Source organism: Advenella sp. S44 (genome assembly GCF_002810445.1).
In the GTDB taxonomy this organism is placed as follows: Bacteria; Pseudomonadota; Gammaproteobacteria; order Burkholderiales; family Burkholderiaceae_B; genus Advenella.
In genome coordinates this window covers 66718-83774 of the sequence record NZ_NEXS01000009.1, presented here as the reverse complement: position 1 = coordinate 83774, position 17057 = coordinate 66718, and the positions used below count along the sequence as shown (strand labels likewise).

Below are 17057 nucleotides of genomic sequence, written 5' to 3'. Positions count from 1 at the left end.
CAAGTGGATTTCAGGGTTTACGGTAGCTGTCGGCAACCATTTCAAATGAAAACAGGCGGCAGTCGAGCGCTCCATTGTACAGCGGCGTACGGCGCCGGGCTTTCAGGCGCAGCTTTCTAGGCAGTTCCAGGTCGCTGGAGATCACGTGGACCTGCCATCCGGCAAATTGCTGTTTCAGGCAGGCTGACCAGTCTCGCCAGAAACTGTCGTCCTGCTGATCCAATCGTTCGCCATAGGGTGGGTTCGTAACCAGCCAGCCCGAATCCGTTGGCGGTTGCAGATCCAGCGCGTTGGCGCGTGCGAACTGAATGGAGTCAGGCGCCAGATTGGCCCGTTGCATATTTTCGTGCGCCGCTTCCAGCGCATGCGGGTTCAGATCGCACCCGTACAGCGGCGTTTCCAGTTCGGGCGCGATGCGGCTCAAAGCGTCTTCTTTCAAGGCTGACCATTGTCGGGCATCGGCGTTGCGCAGGCGCTCAAAACCAAAGGGCCGGGAAATGCCGGGAGGCACGCCCTGCGCGATCCAGGCCGCCTCGATTAGAATGGTGCCGCTACCGCAGAATGGATCCAGCAGGGGCATGGACGGGTCCCAGCCCGAGAGAGCCAGGATGCCTGCAGCCAGGTTCTCGCGCAGTGGCGCTTCGCCCTTATCCAGGCGCCAGCCGCGCTTGAACAGTGATTCTCCGGAGGTATCCAGGTACAGCGTGCCAGAGTCCCGAGTCAGAAAAAGATGCACTCTGGCATCGGGTCGCACGGTATCAATGCTCGGGCGCTCGCCTTCGCGGTCGCGCAGGCGGTCGCAGATACCGTCTTTGGCCTTCAGATTGCAGAACATCAGGCTTTTCATGGGGCTCTGAATGGCCGAGGTATCGACCCGCAGGGAGTGTTCCGCACCGAACCAGCGCTCCCATGGAGCGTCGTAGGCCAACTCGTAGATATCGTCTTCCTTGAGCACCAGGCCGTGCGCCACTTGCACCAGAATGCGGGTGGCCAGGCGCGAGTACAGGTTGGCCCGTAAAATGCCTGTCCAGTTGGTTTCGAAGGCACATCCGGCGCGCCCCTTTTCTACGTGCTCAAACCCCAGTGCCTGCATTTCCTCGCACAGCACTTCCTCCAAACCCTGCGGACAGGGCGCAAAGATGCGAAATGTCTCAGTCAGTCGGGACGAAGGACGCTGGCGCGATTCGTCTGCCTTGCGTGATGCATGGGAACGATCAGAACGGTCAGTACGATCGAGACGGTCAGACAGCGTCCGGCGCGGCTCACGTGCTGCAGGAGCATCGGTACCGGCGGGCATTGGCCGCCTGGGTTTGGCAGGCGTCGCTTTCGCTTCGCCGGTGCGCAGCTGGTTTTGGGCTACCGCGCGAGCACGCGCACCGGAACGCACCCGTGGCTTCTCATCATCATCGATAGTGCGGCGCGGAGAACGGGCAAGGCTGAGCTTCTTGCGATTTTGGGGGGAATTGTCGTCGGTCATGGCTAAGCCTGTCAGAAGGGTTTGGTGACCACAAGAATGACCACCGCCAGCAGTAGCAATACCGGTATTTCATTGAACCAGCGATAAAAGACATGATCGCGCTGGTTGCGACCCTGTACAAATTTTTTATAGATACGGAAGCAGGCGTGATGGTAGCCGATAATCAGCAGGACAAACACCAACTTCGCGTGCAGCCAGCCATTGGTCAGTCCGATTTTGTAATGCAGCATAAGGACCAGTCCGAACGCCACGGCCGGAACCGCCAGCATGGTGGTAAAGCGCAGCAGCCGCCTGGCCATGCCCAGCAGGACCGGGTAGACCGGGCCATCTTGCGGTTGTTGGGCCAGGTTGACGAAAAGGCGTGGCAGATAAAACAGTCCGGCAAACCAGGCAGTGATGAACACGATATGAAGCGATTTGATCCAAAGCATTGTATTACCCGCGCAATTGGCCGTTGCCTTCGAGTACCCATTTATAGGTTGTCAGGCCTTCGAGGCCGACTGGGCCGCGAGCATGCAGACGATTGGTTGAAATGCCGATTTCCGCGCCCAGACCGTACTCGAATCCGTCAGCAAAGACAGTCGGCAGATTGACATAAACAGAGCTGGAATCGACTTCCCGCTGAAACCGGTTGGCAGCCGAGACACTGTCTGTGACGATGGCTTCAGTATGGCCCGAGCTCCAGGCGGCAATATGCGCCATGGCATCGTCAATAGAGTCAACAATGCGAATGGCCAGAATGGGCGCAAGGTATTCGGTCGCCCAGTCTTCATCGGTGGCGACATCTGCCTGCGGCAGCAGCTGCCGGGTTCGGGAACAGCCGCGAAGTTGCACGCCTTTTTCGATATAGGCAGCAGCAAGGGGCGCAAGCACCTGCTGCGCCACATCCTGATGGACCAGCAGCGTTTCCATGGAGCCGCAAACACCATAGCGATAGGTCTTGGCCTGGAAAGCGATGTCGTGGGCCATTTTCAGATCGGCGGCGCGATCTATGTACACATGACAATTGCCATCAAGGTGGCGAATCATGGGCACGGTTGCCTCCGCTTGCAGGCGTCGGATCAGTCCTTTGCCGCCACGCGGAATAATCACGTCCACGAAATCGGCCATGGTAATCAGCTGGCCAACAGCGGCGCGATCTGTAGTGTTGATGGTTTGCACGGCATGCGCAGGCAGCCCCGCGTGAGCTAATCCTTCCTGGATGATTTTTCCCAGCGCCTGATTGGAGCGGAAGGCTTCACTACCGCCGCGCAGGATCGCCGCATTGCCCGACTTGAGGCAAAGCGCCGCCGCATCGATCGTGACATTGGGTCTTGATTCGTAGATGATGCCAATGACACCCAGCGGTATGCGCATTTTGGATACCCGCATGCCGTTAGGCCGGATTCGGGTTTCACTGCGGCTGCCAACCGGATCTTCCAGCGCCGCGATCTGGCGCAGTCCGGTCGCCATCAGGCCTAGCGCCTTGTCCGACAGCGTCAGGCGATCAAGCATAGCCGGTTCCAGACCGTTGTCACGGGCTTTTTCCAAATCCAGCGCATTCTCTGCTCGCAATTGATCTGCCTGTGTTTCCAGCGTATGGGCCATATGCAGCAAGGCTGCCGACTTCTGTTTGTCGTCGGCGCGCATCAGCAGACGCGAGGCGGCCTTAGCCTGCTGGCCGTATGCCAGCATTTGCGTCTCAAGGGTAGGGGTTGGACTGTTTTCAGTTGTCATGATTGAATCAGTGAGTAGATACGGACGTCTCTGCCATGCGCAGAACGAGCCGGGCCATTTCCTGCCATGGGTCGGTCAGTCGCCCGTCTGCCGGAAAGCCCTTGAACAGGCGATCGATATCGTGGGCATGCTGCACCAGCCCCATGATCTGGGAAAAGGGCAGCCGATCCAGCGTATTGAGAATCAGTTGATCCTTGGGAGGAAACAGACCCAGCTTGCGGGTCAGATTCCTGGGATTGTGTCCATTCTGTCTTGCCTGGGCAAGCGTGTAAAGATTACGAATGTCATAAGTGAGCAGGCCCAGCACCATCGGCAGGGCTTCGCCCTCTGCCTGCAGACCATGCAGCACCTTCAAGGCGCGCTGGCCGTCGCCGCGCAAAATGGCATGGCTCATATCAAAGACATTATAGCGACTGACGTCGAGTATGGCATTTTCCACTTCATCCAGCGTCAATTCGCCTTCTGGGTATTGCAGGCCAAGTTTGAGGATTTCCTGATGCGCAGCCAGCAGATTGCCTTCGACCTTATCGGTGATCCATGCCAGGGTTGCCGCATCGGCGTGCTGCTTCTGGCGTTTGAGCCTGCCCTGGATCCATGCGGGCAGCTGCTCGCGGGTGATGATCGGGGTGGTGACCAGCACCGCCTGCTGCGTGACGGTGGTATACCATTTTGCAGAAGACATGGTTCGGTCTGCCCGGGGCAGAATGAGCGCCACGGAAATATCGTTCAGCTCGCCGTTGGCAGCGCGAGTAGCCATTGCGGCCAGCGCGTCGCCGCCGGTTTTACCCGGTTTGCCGGTAGGCACTTCGATTTCCATCAGCTTGCGATCGCCAAACAGGGAGATCGACTGGGTGTTTTCTTCGATGGCATGCCACGGTCCGGTGGCCGCCAGCGTGAGCGTGACCCTTTCGGTGTATCCCTGGCGGCGGCAAGCCGCGCGCAAGGCATCCAGCGCTTCATTGCGCAGCAGCAACTCGTCGCCGCTGATGACATAAAGCGGATGCAGAGGCGCATCCGGTTTACCCAGATCAGTAATGAAGCGCTCGTAGTTAGGCGTTTGTCCGGCCATTGCGTTTATCGGGCAAACTGCGCATCACCTGGCGTGCCCGCACCCTGTTGATACCCCTGAATGACATCATCAGAGCTGATACGCCGAACCAGTTGGTCTACCATCTGGGCTTCCATGTCTTGGTAAAGCGTGACCATTTCCTGGTCCTTGGCTTGCGAGTTGGCCTCGTCGTACGGTAATGTGCGTGTAGAGGTGAGCGTGGACGGCGGAATCAGCAATTGGCCGTCCGAGGATACCAGTTGAAATGTCAGGCGCAGCATCAGTTCGTACTCTTCAACCTGTCCCTGGGCATTGAGCGAGACCTCACGCTGCGATTGCTCCCTGTCCAGTTGCGATAGCACTGCCTGTGCCGCCCCGGCATTGTCCACGAATTGCAGCGACGGCGAGCTGGCCTGCAGCGAGCGACGCAAATTTGCGCCAAAACGCGTGTTCGCATCAATATTGGTGTACATCGACGTAAACGGTAGCGGTTTTTCACCCCGCAGTTTGAAGCCGCAGCCGACCAGCACCATGCTGAGCAAGACGGCCGCCAGCACCAGCTGAGGCCAGCGCAAAAAAGGGGTAGGGTACGCCATGGTTTTCACCTGCTGAAATTAACCGACAATATTGACAAGTTTTCCGGGAACCACGATAACACGTTTGGGCGGGCGTCCTTCCAGGAATTTGTCCAGCGAAGGATGGCTTTTGGCGACCGCCTCAATGTGTTCGCGATCGGCGCCATTCGGTATCTGTATGGAGCCGCGCAGTTTGCCGTTGATCTGCAGCATCAGTTCGATTTCGTCGGCAATGAGCGCGGCTTCGTCAACGACTGGCCACGGTGCGTCAAGAAGATCGCCGTACTGTTCGACGTAGCCAAGATCGTTCCACAAATGCCAAGCCAGATGCGGCACGATCGGATACAGCATGCGGATCAGGATTCCAGTAGCTTCGCGCAGGGCCGCATCTTCTGCCGCGCCCTCTGGCAATGCGGCATCGTCAATGGCATTGAGCAGCTTCATATTGGCCGAAACGACTGTATTGTACTGAATACGCTCATAGTCATAATTGGCCTGGCGCAGCAGCGAATGGGCCTGCAGGCGCAGATTCTTGACCGCTTTGCTGGCCTGGGTAAAATCAGGCGTCTCGGCGGGCGCTGCCAGGATGCGGTCTTTCAGGCCGCGGGCGATAGACCACACGCGCCGCAGGAAGCGGTGCGCGCCGTCAACGCCGGAATCGGACCACTCTAGCGTCTGCTCGGGCGGGCTGGCAAACATCACAAACAACCTTGCCGTGTCGGCGCCCATGGTATCGATCAGCGCTTGCGGATCAACGCCGTTGTTCTTGGACTTGGACATGGTGCCTACGCCACCGTACTGGACGACCGAACCGTCTCGGTTCAGGGTGGCGCCGGTAATGGCGCCTTTCTCGTCGTACGTATTGGTCACTTCTTCAGGCCAGAAATACTCGACGGCCCCCTGTGGAGTCCGGCGAGAGTAGATATGATTCAGCACCATGCCCTGGCAGAGCAGTTTAGTGAATGGTTCGTCAAATTTAAGCAAGCCCAGGTCGCGCATGACCTTGGTCCAGAAACGCGCGTACAGAAGATGCAATACGGCGTGCTCGATACCGCCGATGTACTGGTCCATGGGCATCCAGTAATCATTGCGCTGGTCCACCATGACATTGTCGTTGCCGGCTGAGGTATAGCGCATGAAATACCAGGAAGAATCGACGAAGGTGTCCATGGTGTCGGTTTCCCGTCTTGCCGGCTTGCCGCAAGAGGGGCAGGAACACGACAGGAAACTTTCGTCTTTTGCCAATGGGTTGCCGCTGCCATCGGGAATCAAGTGCTCGGGCAGGCGCACGGGCAAGTCGGCTTCGGGTACCGGCACCGGCCCGCAGCTTTCACAATGGATGATCGGAATCGGCGTGCCCCAATAGCGCTGGCGCGAAATACCCCAGTCGCGCAGTCGCCATGTGGTTTGTTTTTCGCCCAGGCCTTTTCCGGCCAGGGCAGTAGCCACGGCGTCGACCGCCTGACGATAGTCCAGCCCATCGAACTGGCCGGAATTGACGACCCGACCCTGCTGCTTGTCAGCGTACCAGTCCTGCCATTGGGTATTGTCAAACGCTTTGTCGGCGACCTGTACAACCTGTTTGATCGGCAGGCCATATTTAAGCGCAAAGGCAAAATCACGTTCGTCATGAGCCGGCACGCCCATGACTGCACCATCGCCATAGCTCATGAGGACATAGTTACCCACCCACACTTCAATGGCATCGCCGGTCAGGGGGTGGATCACGTTAAGGCCGGTCGGCATGCCTTCTTTTTCACGGGTAGCCATCTCGGCCTCGGTCGTGCCTCCAAGCTTGCATTTTTCAATAAATGCAGCCAGTTCCGGATTGCGGGCCGCTGCTTGCGTTGCCAGCGGGTGTTCGGGCGCGACAGCGCAAAACGTGACGCCCATGATCGTGTCCGGCCGGGTCGTAAATACAAACATGCGGCCGTTCTGAATCAGCTGGTTCTGCTCGTCACGGATATCATGCGTAAACGCAAAGCGTACCCCTTCGCTTTTGCCCAGCCAGTTTTCCTGCATGAGACGCACCCGTTCGGGCCAGCCCGGCAGGTTGTGCGTGACCTGATCCAGCAGCTCCTCGGTATAGTCGGTAATGCGCAAGTAGTAGCCCGGAATTTCCCGCTTTTCGACCAGTGCGCCCGAGCGCCAGCCCCGGCCATCGATAACCTGTTCGTTGGCCAGTACGGTTTGGTCCACGGGGTCCCAATTCACAACCTGTGTTTTTCGGTAAGCAATGCCTTTTTCCAGCATTTTGAGAAAAAGCCACTGGTTCCATTTGTAGTACTGTGGATCGCAGGCACACATTTCCCGCGACCAGTCGATCGCCAGTCCCATCGCCTTCATCTGTTTTTTCATGTAGGCGATATTGTCATAGGTCCATTTGGCAGGTGGCACCTTTGATTTGATGGCCGCATTTTCCGCGGGCATACCAAAGGCATCCCAGCCCATGGGCATCAGTACGTTGAATCCCCGCATGCGCAGCTGGCGCGCCATCATGTCATTGATTGTATAGTTCCGGACATGGCCCATGTGCAGCTTGCCGCTAGGGTAGGGCAGCATGGAGCACGCATAGAATTTGGGCTTTTCATTGCCACTTGCGTCTTTTGCGTGTTCGGTCACAAGATAGGCGTCACGCTCCTGCCAGTTTTGCTGGGCGGATTGTTCAAGTTCGGTGGGGTGGTAGTGATCCTGCATCATAAGTTCGCACAAAAGAGGACGCAATGTGTTGCGGGCCGGCAAACGAGAGCGGCACGAATCCGGCGTCCGGAAAGAATGGGGTTAACCCGTTATTATAGATGTTAGCCGGCCCAACCGTGTGCGATGGACCTGGAATAGAAAATTCTATGACGGAATAATGCCGGCGATAAACGCTCTCATGGCTGCGTCATGTCGGCTTTGCGTGCTGGTCTTGTCCAGGATCTGCTTCGTGTGGTAATTGACGGTATGAGAGGAAATGCCCAGGATATGCGCGATGTCATCATTGGTCTTGCCGTCGGCGATCCATTTGAGAATGTCGGTCTGTCTGGCGGTAAGCTCAATTGCCAGCTGTTCGCGGTGGCGTCTGGCCAGGATGAGTTGGCACATGTGCTGCACGGCGTAAATAAGCAATCGGTACAGCGACAGCTTTGCGTTCAGTTCCTGGTGGGTGATCGGCCGATTCAGTCGGATCAGCGTCAGGACAGAGCTGGTGTTTCCCTGCAGGTTGGTGCCTGGCGCGAACAAACCATAGAAGTTCTGGTGGTTTCTTGCCGCAAGCTCCGGATGGATAGCGTAAAAATCCTTTAGTTCCCAGATCAGATCGGCCTTTCGTTGCATGACGGCCGGAATAATGGTGTCGTGAATCAGATGCCGCTCGTCCAGCCGGATGAGCGCCTCGGGGATCGTGCCCAAATGATGATAACGGGAGGTGGTAAAGGGACTGGGGCATCGTTGAATATAATCGAAACAGTCAAATCCCAGCATGGCTAGCCCACGTTCGATCATCGCCAATTGTGATGCCTCGTTCTGCGCTAGCAAAAATGTGTCGTAATCCACAGTAGACATGCCGCCCCCTTTATCAAATACGGAATCCTGATCGTATCGGAAAGAGGCAAAAAGTGAATGGTCGATATGCGCAGCAAAGGATAAAGTTGTCCGGCCCGAAATAGCGTGGTGTCAAGGCCGTGCAGGTGTGGAGCAGCCAGGGTGTTGCTCGCCTGCCAAAAGCTGAACAGCGGCAAAATAACGCACCTGTTATGGGTCAGCCGAATGCGACAGGCCTGTGCGACGGTGAATCGGTTGCGCGCGGACAAAGCAGAATGAGCCTGTGCAAATGGCAACCTAGGTCGTTTGAGATGGCCACATGGTGTTCAGTCGAACCAGGCAGCAGTGCCTGTGGGATCCTCTGCCCCGAAAAGGCCCCGCCCGCAACAAAAGTCGTCAGGTTAATTGCCGCCGTACAAGTCGGCCTTTTCCTTTGGCGCGGCTTCGGCCGGCGCCTGCGGATCATGGATAACGGTGCTGGTGCCAATACCGGTGCCCACGCCGGCCGTCGCGCCCGAGCCAATACTGGTGCCGACGCCCACACCGACACCTGCACCGGCAGACACGCGTCCGCCATGACCGACCCCGACGCCGGCGCCAACCGGCCCGATTCCCGTCCCCAGGCTGATGCCGCCGCTGCCAATGCCGAGGGATACTCCACTGACCAGGGGTACGCTGACTCCAAAACCGGTGGAACAGCCGCCAAGCAGCAAGGCCCCGATGACGATAAGAGAGGTTTTGATCTTGTTTGACATGAAGCGCCTTGATCGGTGTAAGGATAGGGTAAACGTAAAAAATTGATCAGAACTTAGCATAGAACCCTGATGGGACTGCGAAAACAAGTGCAATTTTTTGCAAACTGTGTAATAAATCCCTGGGGGTGTTTATATCGGCCGTCGACGCCCGCCAACGTTGGGTTATGATGCGGCAACAGTCAATTATGTCCCATCGGCAGCGAAAAACCTGTCGCCCGGGTCGCAATATCACAGGAGGCCTGATGATTCGTCATTCGATATTACCGGTTTTCGCAGCCCTGGTACTGTCCGGCTGCGCGAGCAAAGCCATTTATGATGAAAATGATTTGCACTTCATACTGCCGTGTAAAACGGATACGTCGGCATGCATGGCAAAAATGGAACAAGCCTGCGCTCAAGCTAACGGGCGGATCATGTCACGCAATACCGTCAATGAAGAGGTGCCGGTCGTGCAGGTTATCTGCCGGCCGCCGCCTCAAAAGAAACCGCAGGCGGAGTAAAAGTCCGGCGCCAGATAGATGGCCGCTTTGGCAGTACAATGCAAATCGCTTAGCACAGCCCGACACAGCTGGCGTCCAGTACGTATTGCTGGTGCGATGACTGAATATGCTCCACCACTTTTTGCGGATCGTCTTCGACAATGAACAAATCCAGGTCGTGTTCAGAAATCAGTTTGTTGGTGACAAGCTGGCTCCGTATCCAGTCCATGAGGCCCTGCCAGAACTCGGAGCCGACAAAGACAACCGGCGCCTTGCTTGCTTTGCCGGTCTGGATCAGCGTGAGCGCCTCGAACATTTCGTCCAGCGTGCCAAAGCCGCCGGGCATGATGATATAGCCCGCGCTGTTCATGAAAAACGTGGTCTTGCGCGATACGAAGTATTTAAAATACAGGCTCTCGGTCTGATAACGGTTGTCTTTCTGCTCGTGAGGCAGCTCAATGTTCAGCCCGATGCTGGTTCCTCCCGCTTCATGACAGCCTTTGTTGGCTGCCTCCATGATGCCGGGCCCGCCGCCGGAAATAACATTGAAGCCGGCCTTGGCCAGAAGGCCGCTAATCTCCTGCGTTTTGGTATAGTAGGGCGAATCTGACCGGATCCGTGCACTTCCAAAAATGCTTACCGCTGCGGTCAAATCCTTGAGATGATCGGCCGCTGTCTGCAGCTCGTCTGTTATCTCGTTAATCTGACCCTGAATCGTTGTTGCTTTTGTTACTGACATGAAAAAAACCTTGTTACTTGTTGACGGATCAAGCTATTTGTACCGCGCTTTCTATGCCATGCCCGATCTGCGTAATGCGCGTGGAGAGCCCACAGGCGCCCTGTATGGCGTGATAAACATGATGCGAAAATGCATTGATGATTATAAGGCGGATTATGCCGCATGTATTTTTGATGCCAAAGGGAAGACCTTCAGGGATGATTTGTACCCGGAATACAAGGGCGACAGGCCACCCATGCCCGACGATCTTGCTGTGCAAACAGGTCCTATTCACGAGGCCATAAGCGCAATGGGCTGGCCCGTTATTGCTGCCCCGGGCGTGGAAGCGGATGATGTGATTGCGACGCTGGCAGATATGGCCGCACGCTCTGATATTCACACCATTATATCAACTGGCGACAAGGATTTGGCGCAACTGGTCAATTCCCATATTTCGCTTGTCAATACCATGACCGGCGAGAAGCTGGACGAGCCCGGTGTCCTTGGCAAGTTCGGCGTCAGACCGGAACGAATTGTGGACTATCTGATGCTGATCGGCGATTCCGTCGACAATATACCCGGCGTGCCCAAAGTAGGGCCGAAAACCGCGGTCAAGTGGCTCAATGAGTACGACAGCATTGACAATCTGGTTGCCAACGCCCACGCCATTAAAGGCGTTGCGGGACAGAATCTGCGCGACGCCATAGCGCAGTTTGATCTGACGCGCAATCTGATTACGGTCAGGCGCGACTGCGAACTGACTGAATTCATGCAAGGCGTAGAAGATCTGCTGCCCCGGGCTCCTGATGTGCCAACGCTGACAGCGATCTACGATCGTTACGGCTTTCGCACCTGGCTGCGCGAACTGACCGGCCAGGCTGATCGCGTGCCCGAGCAGGATGCGCGGGTGGCGCCGAATCTGCCCGAAGCGCCGGTGCAGGTCAATTACCAGACTGTTGATACGGCGGACAAGTTGACCGCATGTTTTGAGGCGATCAAGCAGGCGGAACGGGTCGCCATCGATACGGAGACGACTTCTCTGAATCCCATGCAGGCCAGCCTCGTGGGTATTTCACTTGCAATCGAGCCGGGCTCGGCCTGGTACATCCCATTGGCTCATCGCGGCACCGGCGCGGGCACGCAATTGGACAAGGCGCACACGCTTGGCCTGATGCGCGACTGGCTGCAGGACGAAAGCGCGGCCAAGATCCTGCATAATGCCAAATATGACAGTCATGTTTTTCTTAATGAAGGAATCGTACTGGCAGGTATCGAAGATGACACCATGCTGATGGCGTATGTACTGGAATCCCACCGCAACGTGGGCATGCAGGACCTGGCCCAGCGTTATCTGGGGCGCACCGGCACCACCTACGAGGCAATTTGCGGTAAAGGCGCCCGGCAGATCTGTTTCGATGAAGTGGATATCGAAACGGCAACGCATTATGCTTCAGAAGACGCCGACTTCACCTTGCAGCTTTATCAGGCGCTGGCTCCCATGGTTCGGGAACAGGAAGGCCTGCAGCGCATTTATCGCCTGGAGGTACAGGTCTCGCGCGTGTTGACACTGATTGAACGCAATGGGGTGCGAATTGACGAGGCGATGCTGCGCCAGCAAAGCGCGCAGATTGGCGCCAAGCTGGTTGAGCTGGAGAACAAGGCATACGAGCTGGCCGGGCAGCCCTTCAATCTGAATTCGACAAAGCAACTGGGCGAGATTCTGTTCGGCAAAATGAGCCTGCCGGTACTGCGCAAGACGCCCAAGGGGGCGCCCTCTACCGATGAGGACGTGCTATCCAAACTGGCAGCCGACTATCCGTTGCCGCGTACGCTGCTGGACTACCGCAGTCTGGCCAAGCTCAAGTCCACCTATACCGATAAATTGCCGAAAATGATCAACCCGATCACCGGACGGGTGCATACCGATTATGCCCAGGCAGCGGTCATCACCGGCAGGTTGGCTTCATCGGAACCCAACCTGCAGAACATTCCGGTCAGAACAGAAGAAGGGCGTCGCATCCGCATGGCATTTGTGCCATCCGATGGTGGCGTTATTGTTTCGGCCGACTATTCCCAGATCGAGTTGCGGGTTATGGCGCATTTATCGGGCGATGTGAATTTGCAAAAATCGTTCCAGGAAGGCGAGGATATCCACCGCGCGACGGCCGGCGAAGTGTTTGGCGTTGCCCCGGACGCGGTCAATAACGAACAGCGCCGTGCCGCCAAGGCCATTAACTTTGGTCTGATTTACGGCATGAGCGCATTCGGGCTGGCTGCCAACCTGGGCATTACCCGCGATGCGGCACAAACGTATATAGACCGGTATTTCGCCCGCTATCCGGGCGTGGCCGACTATATGTCGCGTATCAAAAAGGAGGCCTCGGCAAACGGTTATGTGGAGACGGTTTTCGGACGACGCCTGTGGCTGCCCGAAATCAACGCCAAGGGACCGCGGCGCGCCGGAGCAGAGCGGGCCGCCATCAACGCGCCCATGCAGGGCACATCGGCAGATCTGATCAAAATGGCCATGGTGGCGGTACAGGCCTGGCTGGAGAAGGAAAAGCTGGTTTCTCGCCTGGTCATGCAGGTGCATGACGAATTGGTACTTGATGTGCCGGGCGCTGAACAGGCGCTGGTCAGCCAGGCGTTGCCCGGGCTGATGTGCAATGTGGCCAGCCTTGCAGTGCCGCTTGTGGCAGAAACCGGCATCGGCAATAACTGGGAAGAGGCGCATTGACGGCAGGGCCATCGCGCTGAACGCCAGGCTCAGTAGCGCAGTCGCGTGTTCCGACCCGCAGCATCAGCCTGCACTAGTGTCTGCGTAACGATGCTGGTGGTGACGTTGGCAAAGCAGCGGGCACCCTAGGGCCGGTATTTTTCTTCATCGGCCGGCGTTAGCGCGATAATGCCGGGGCATTTGCCGACAGTCGCCACTGCTTCCAGTGCGTGTCGGATGGCCTGCTGCACCGGGGCCGCATGCATGCCAGTTTCTGCCATGCCCCATGGCGTAGGTCAGCTCGTTGGGGCCGATAAACACCACATCCACACCGTTGCAATATCACCGGCGACCACAATGGCTTCTGGAGTTTCGACCATGGCACCCAAGACGATTAGGCGCCGCCTATCTGATCTGGCTCTGGTTGAAAATGCTCCTGGGGCAGCCTGTAGCGCAGCAAGACATCGCCGGCTGCGATCGCGTTGCCGGTAGCCAATACGCACTCACTGTTGATGCGCGGCTTTCTGACAACCATTACCAATCCTAAAGCGCTACTGTTTTTCACCGCATTCTTTCCCCAGTTTGCCACCGTGGGAGGAGACAAGCAGGTGGTTTCCTTCCTGTTGCTGGGGTTGGCCTATGTGGTCATTGGTTTTGTTTGCGAATCCACGTTCCCATGGTTGGTCGGCAGTACGGCAGGGGCTGTTTCGCGTAATCAGACTGTCAAAATCCGGATCGACCGCGTCGTTGGACTGGCATTTATTGCGCTTGACTCGCGTATCTGGCTGACAAAGCGTTGAGTCCGTCGAAATAACATTATCAGGGCTGCCCGTACCATAGCAAAGGGGGGTAGCAGTGTGCCGGCAGTTCGCCCTTCCTTTCTGCGTTATTTGGGCAGGACGTTCTCAGCGTAAGCCAGCTTGCTTAAGCTGCTACGTAAATCCCCCAGCTCTTGTTTTCCCAATATTGCTTCATATTCTTGTTCAATCGATTTAATTGACGCATGGATTTGCAGCAAATATTCGACGCCGGTATCTGTAAAAAAAATAATCTGTGCACGGCCATCGGATTCGTCCTGTGAGCGCGTGACCAGACCGGCATCCTCCAGCTCCTTAAGCAGTTTGCCGACCGCTTGTTTGGAAATGCCCGCGCGTCGCGCAATTTCTATGCTTCGTGTTCCCTCCAGATCAATAAAGGGCAGGATCGAGCCTCCTACAATGGGGTTAGTATTCCCGGTTTTATCAGCCATTTTTTTTGACAGGCGTTGTGAGAAATCACGGCGCGCCAACAGAAACAAACGTCCTATGCCGAAGGATCGGGCTGAACGCAATTGAGCTGTTTTTCGAGCAGAAATCATAATGAGTCGTTACTCTTAATTAGTCAACCATGTTGACTTTTGTTTTGAACAGGTAGATCATATTGTATCAATGACTATACAAAAAATTTCGTCTTGAACGAGATAATTCACGGAGATAAAAATGCAGGCATTTCGGATTTGGATGGTTACCCTAGCTTGTTGTATGTCAGTAACTACAGCGTCGGCGCACGAGGCTTACCCGTCAAAGCCGATACAAATGATTGTTTCGTATCCTGCCGGGGGCAGCACCGATACGATTGCCCGGCTGTTTGCGGCAAAGCTGAGCCAGGTAATGGGACAGCCGGTGGTTGTAGACAATAAGCCGGGCGCCGCAACCAATATCGGAAGCAATCTCGTGGCTAATGCCAAACCCGATGGTTATACCGTGTTATTCGGCGGTGGCACACCTACGCTGAATGCCGTTTTTGGGCCGGTTCCTTCATTTGACCCGATTGACGATTTCCAGCCAGTCAGCGTGATTGCCAGGGTGCCATTCGTGATCGCAACGCGCACTGATTCCGCATTTGCAAATGTACAGGAAATGATCAGAAAATCGCGCGCAACCCCAGGCAAATATACGATATCCAGCGCCCAGCTTAGCTTGTACGTGGAGTTGACGAAGCACCGCGCACAGGCGCCTTTGCTGCACGTGCCATATAAAGGGGGTGCGCAAGCGACCAATGATGTGATCGGTGGGCAGATCGATACAGTGTTTTCTCTTGTGCCCGTCGTCCTGGGCTATCTTCAGTCGGAGCGCTTGACTGCGCTGGCTGTGACATCAAAAGAACGCAATCCGTCATTACCGTCGGTTCCTGCACTTCAGGAGCTGGGAGTCGATTTGGATCTTAGCGTATGGTTCGGCCTGCTGGCACCAGCGGAGACGTCCGACCATATTGTACAGGCGCTGGGAGAGGCGACGCGTCGCGTCGTCCAGGATGACACCTTTTCCAAAAAGCTGGCCGACATTGGCGCGCAAGCGTCATTTTCCTCTCCTGCCCAGCTCAGGGAGCAGATGAAGCAGGAATCCCAACAATGGAACCAGCTTGGAGAATCGGTTCCTCAGTTACGGCAGGCAGCAAAACAGCGTTAATTCAATTTGATAATTTTGGAATAAAAAATGTTTGATGATTTGATACAGGAACACGAAGAACTTCGCCGCAAGGTGCTTTCCATGGGGGGAGATCGCAAGCTGCAACAGCGGGCGCAAGAAGGCGTCATGAATGCGCGCCAACGCATTGACCGCCTGGTGGATCCCGGCACTTTTCATGAAATGGGTCTTTTTGCGACCAGTAATCGGCCGGAAATGCGCGAGTGCTCTGCTGCCGACGGCAAGGTAACGGGGTACGGGAAAATCAATGGCAGAGAGGTCGCCGTTGTGTCCAACGATTTTACCGTTATGGGGGCATCCAGCAGTTCAGTCAATACCCGGAAGGTTGGTTATGTCAAGCGTGTTGCGACTCGCCATGGTATGCCCATGATTTTTCTCGGAGAGTCTACCGGTGCCCGCATGCCTGATGTCATGGGAGCGTCGGGCGTAGGCAGCGGAGACCGGCCGACCCAGTATTTGCGTACGCGGGAAACGCCATGGGTGTCTGCAGTGCTGGGGCATTGTTACGGTTCATCATCCTGGTATGCCGCGTTGGGAGATTTCGTCGTTATGCGCAAGGGGGCGATTACTGCGGTATCCAGCGTTAAGCTGACTGCCCGCGCCATTAATGAAGAGGTTGACCCCGAAACCCTGGGTGGGTGGAAGTTGCATACAGAGGTCACCGGTATGGTTGATCTCGCAGTCGACACAGACGAACAAGCATTGGACGCCATTGGACGATTTTTGTCTTATCTGCCCAGCCATCATAACGAACCGCCACCCGTGTGTCCGGTTCCTGAAGGATCAGGGGACGATATCGGGTACATCCTGGACATTCTACCGAGCGCCCGTGCCCAGGTATATGACGTCAGAAAAATCCTGAATCTTATTTATGACAAGGATTCGATTTTCGAGCTCAAGCCGCGGTTTGGAAAGTCCATCGTTACCGCATTGGCCAGGTTGGGCGGCCGCTCTGTCGGTATTGTGGCCAATAACCCTATCCATAAAGGCGGAGCCATTGATCCGCAGGCATGCCGCAAGGCGGTCAGCTTCATGATTCTGTGCGACTCGTTCAATATTCCGCTGGTGTTTATGGTCGATCAGCCCGGCTTTTTGATCGGAGTCGAAGGCGAGCGCCAGGGCGCAATCGGGCATGTGATGAACTGGATGAACGCCATTTCTCTGGTTACTGTGCCAAAAATTTCAGTTGTCATGCGCAAAACATACGGGCAGGCCGTACTGAATATGGGGGGCGGCGGTAACGCCGATGAGGTGATCAACTGGTTCACTGCAGAAGTCAATTTTATGGACCCGCGCTCGGCCGTCTCGATTGTGCATGGCGTGACCGAGGCAGATGATCCCGTGCAATACCAACAACTACTTGAGCAAATGACAAAAGGAACATCTGCCTACGATGCGGCGGCTGTCTTTGGCGCGCAGTCGGTCATCCATCCTGCGCAGACCCGAGCGCATCTGATCCGCAGTCTGGAAATACATGGAATGCGCCTGACCGGCGGTGTTGGCGAACATCTGATGCGCACCTGGCCAACGAGTCACTGACCGGTGGCCATATAGCGATATCTGATACTGTCCGCAGCGACCGG

Annotated in this window: 16 protein-coding genes; 5 read left to right on the top strand and 11 right to left on the bottom strand. The window is 56.2% G+C overall.

Features of this window, described 5'->3' with window-relative positions:
• Positions 1-10: 10 nt before the first annotated feature.
• The 8 genes from CAP48_RS14235 to CAP48_RS14200 form a co-directional block, all read right to left on the bottom strand.
• Positions 11-1477 (bottom strand): class I SAM-dependent RNA methyltransferase, encoded by a 1467-nt coding sequence (locus tag CAP48_RS14235; protein ID WP_100697863.1) that lies wholly within the window; start codon positions 1475-1477, stop codon positions 11-13.
• Between the two features lie 11 nt (positions 1478-1488).
• Entirely contained in the window at positions 1489-1908 is a 420-nt protein-coding gene (locus CAP48_RS14230; protein WP_100697861.1) for a CopD family protein, read from the bottom strand.
• A 4-nt stretch (positions 1909-1912) separates the two neighbouring features.
• Positions 1913-3193 (bottom strand): glutamate-5-semialdehyde dehydrogenase, encoded by a 1281-nt coding sequence (locus CAP48_RS14225; protein ID WP_100697859.1) that lies wholly within the window; start codon positions 3191-3193, stop codon positions 1913-1915.
• A gap of 7 nt (positions 3194-3200) precedes the next feature.
• Positions 3201-4262 carry a DNA polymerase III subunit delta gene (gene holA, locus CAP48_RS14220; protein WP_100697857.1) on the bottom strand — a complete coding sequence of 354 codons (1062 nt, stop codon included), beginning with the start codon at positions 4260-4262 and terminating at the stop codon, positions 3201-3203.
• Between the two features lie 5 nt (positions 4263-4267).
• Positions 4268-4837 carry an LPS assembly lipoprotein LptE gene (gene lptE / locus CAP48_RS14215; RefSeq protein WP_100697855.1) on the bottom strand — a complete coding sequence of 190 codons (570 nt, stop codon included), beginning with the start codon at positions 4835-4837 and terminating at the stop codon, positions 4268-4270.
• 18 nt (positions 4838-4855) lie between these two features.
• Entirely contained in the window at positions 4856-7513 is a 2658-nt protein-coding gene (gene leuS, locus CAP48_RS14210; RefSeq protein WP_100698625.1) for a leucine--tRNA ligase, read from the bottom strand.
• 147 nt (positions 7514-7660) lie between these two features.
• Entirely contained in the window at positions 7661-8362 is a 702-nt protein-coding gene (locus tag CAP48_RS14205; RefSeq protein WP_100697853.1) for a LuxR family transcriptional regulator, read from the bottom strand.
• Between the two features lie 380 nt (positions 8363-8742).
• Positions 8743-9096, bottom strand: a complete 354-nt coding sequence (locus CAP48_RS14200) for a hypothetical protein (protein WP_100697851.1) — start codon at positions 9094-9096, stop codon at positions 8743-8745.
• A gap of 368 nt (positions 9097-9464) precedes the next feature.
• Here CAP48_RS14200 and CAP48_RS20565 point away from each other — a divergent pair, with 368 nt between their 5' ends.
• Entirely contained in the window at positions 9465-9596 is a 132-nt protein-coding gene (locus tag CAP48_RS20565) for a hypothetical protein (RefSeq protein WP_255411715.1), read from the top strand.
• Positions 9597-9645: 49 nt separating this feature from the next.
• Here the strand turns inward: CAP48_RS20565 and CAP48_RS14190 are convergent, their stop codons facing one another.
• Entirely contained in the window at positions 9646-10314 is a 669-nt protein-coding gene (locus CAP48_RS14190) for a TIGR00730 family Rossman fold protein (RefSeq protein ID WP_100697847.1), read from the bottom strand.
• On the opposite strand from CAP48_RS14190, the gene polA reads away from it, so the two are divergent.
• Complete coding sequence (polA, locus tag CAP48_RS14185; protein WP_100697845.1) at positions 10313-13030, top strand: DNA polymerase I; 2718 nt, start codon at positions 10313-10315, stop codon at positions 13028-13030. The two genes, CAP48_RS14190 and polA, sit on opposite strands and share 2 nt — an antisense overlap.
• 125 nt (positions 13031-13155) lie before the next feature.
• On the opposite strand, the gene CAP48_RS20560 is transcribed toward polA, so the two are convergent.
• Complete coding sequence (locus tag CAP48_RS20560) at positions 13156-13290, bottom strand: hypothetical protein (RefSeq protein ID WP_255411714.1); 135 nt, start codon at positions 13288-13290, stop codon at positions 13156-13158.
• Positions 13291-13491: 201 nt separating this feature from the next.
• On the opposite strand from CAP48_RS20560, the gene CAP48_RS14175 reads away from it, so the two are divergent.
• Positions 13492-13809, top strand: coding sequence for a LysE family translocator (locus CAP48_RS14175; RefSeq protein ID WP_255411713.1), 318 nt, complete (start codon positions 13492-13494; stop codon positions 13807-13809).
• An 86-nt stretch (positions 13810-13895) separates the two neighbouring features.
• On the opposite strand, the gene CAP48_RS14170 is transcribed toward CAP48_RS14175, so the two are convergent.
• Positions 13896-14366 (bottom strand): MarR family winged helix-turn-helix transcriptional regulator, encoded by a 471-nt coding sequence (locus CAP48_RS14170; RefSeq protein ID WP_100697841.1) that lies wholly within the window; start codon positions 14364-14366, stop codon positions 13896-13898.
• Between the two features lie 163 nt (positions 14367-14529).
• On the opposite strand from CAP48_RS14170, the gene CAP48_RS14165 reads away from it, so the two are divergent.
• The gene (locus CAP48_RS14165) at positions 14530-15456 is read left to right on the top strand and encodes a tripartite tricarboxylate transporter substrate binding protein (RefSeq protein WP_161495267.1); all 927 of its coding nucleotides are present in this window, start codon (positions 14530-14532) and stop codon (positions 15454-15456) included.
• A 27-nt stretch (positions 15457-15483) separates the two neighbouring features.
• The gene (locus tag CAP48_RS14160; protein ID WP_100697837.1) at positions 15484-17013 is read left to right on the top strand and encodes an acyl-CoA carboxylase subunit beta; all 1530 of its coding nucleotides are present in this window, start codon (positions 15484-15486) and stop codon (positions 17011-17013) included.
• Positions 17014-17057: the final 44 nt, after the last annotated feature.

Bases quoted from the DNA above. Each gene is read 5' to 3' on its own strand.
- CAP48_RS14235 (WP_100697863.1), bottom strand. From the start codon at position 1,477: ATGACCGACGACAATTCCCCCCAAAATCGCAAGAAGCTCAGCCTTGCC.
- CAP48_RS14230 (WP_100697861.1), bottom strand. From the start codon at position 1,908: ATGCTTTGGATCAAATCGCTTCATATCGTGTTCATCACTGCCTGGTTT.
- CAP48_RS14225 (WP_100697859.1), bottom strand. From the start codon at position 3,193: ATGACAACTGAAAACAGTCCAACCCCTACCCTTGAGACGCAAATGCTG.
- holA (WP_100697857.1), bottom strand. From the start codon at position 4,262: ATGGCCGGACAAACGCCTAACTACGAGCGCTTCATTACTGATCTGGGT.
- lptE (WP_100697855.1), bottom strand. From the start codon at position 4,837: ATGGCGTACCCTACCCCTTTTTTGCGCTGGCCTCAGCTGGTGCTGGCG.
- leuS (WP_100698625.1), bottom strand. From the start codon at position 7,513: ATGCAGGATCACTACCACCCCACCGAACTTGAACAATCCGCCCAGCAA.
- CAP48_RS14205 (WP_100697853.1), bottom strand. From the start codon at position 8,362: ATGTCTACTGTGGATTACGACACATTTTTGCTAGCGCAGAACGAGGCA.
- CAP48_RS14200 (WP_100697851.1), bottom strand. From the start codon at position 9,096: ATGTCAAACAAGATCAAAACCTCTCTTATCGTCATCGGGGCCTTGCTG.
- CAP48_RS20565 (WP_255411715.1), top strand. From the start codon at position 9,465: ATGGCAAAAATGGAACAAGCCTGCGCTCAAGCTAACGGGCGGATCATG.
- polA (WP_100697845.1), top strand. From the start codon at position 10,313: ATGAAAAAAACCTTGTTACTTGTTGACGGATCAAGCTATTTGTACCGC.
- CAP48_RS14190 (WP_100697847.1), bottom strand. From the start codon at position 10,314: ATGTCAGTAACAAAAGCAACAACGATTCAGGGTCAGATTAACGAGATA.
- CAP48_RS20560 (WP_255411714.1), bottom strand. From the start codon at position 13,290: ATGGCAGAAACTGGCATGCATGCGGCCCCGGTGCAGCAGGCCATCCGA.
- CAP48_RS14170 (WP_100697841.1), bottom strand. From the start codon at position 14,366: ATGATTTCTGCTCGAAAAACAGCTCAATTGCGTTCAGCCCGATCCTTC.
- CAP48_RS14165 (WP_161495267.1), top strand. From the start codon at position 14,530: ATGTCAGTAACTACAGCGTCGGCGCACGAGGCTTACCCGTCAAAGCCG.
- CAP48_RS14160 (WP_100697837.1), top strand. From the start codon at position 15,484: ATGTTTGATGATTTGATACAGGAACACGAAGAACTTCGCCGCAAGGTG.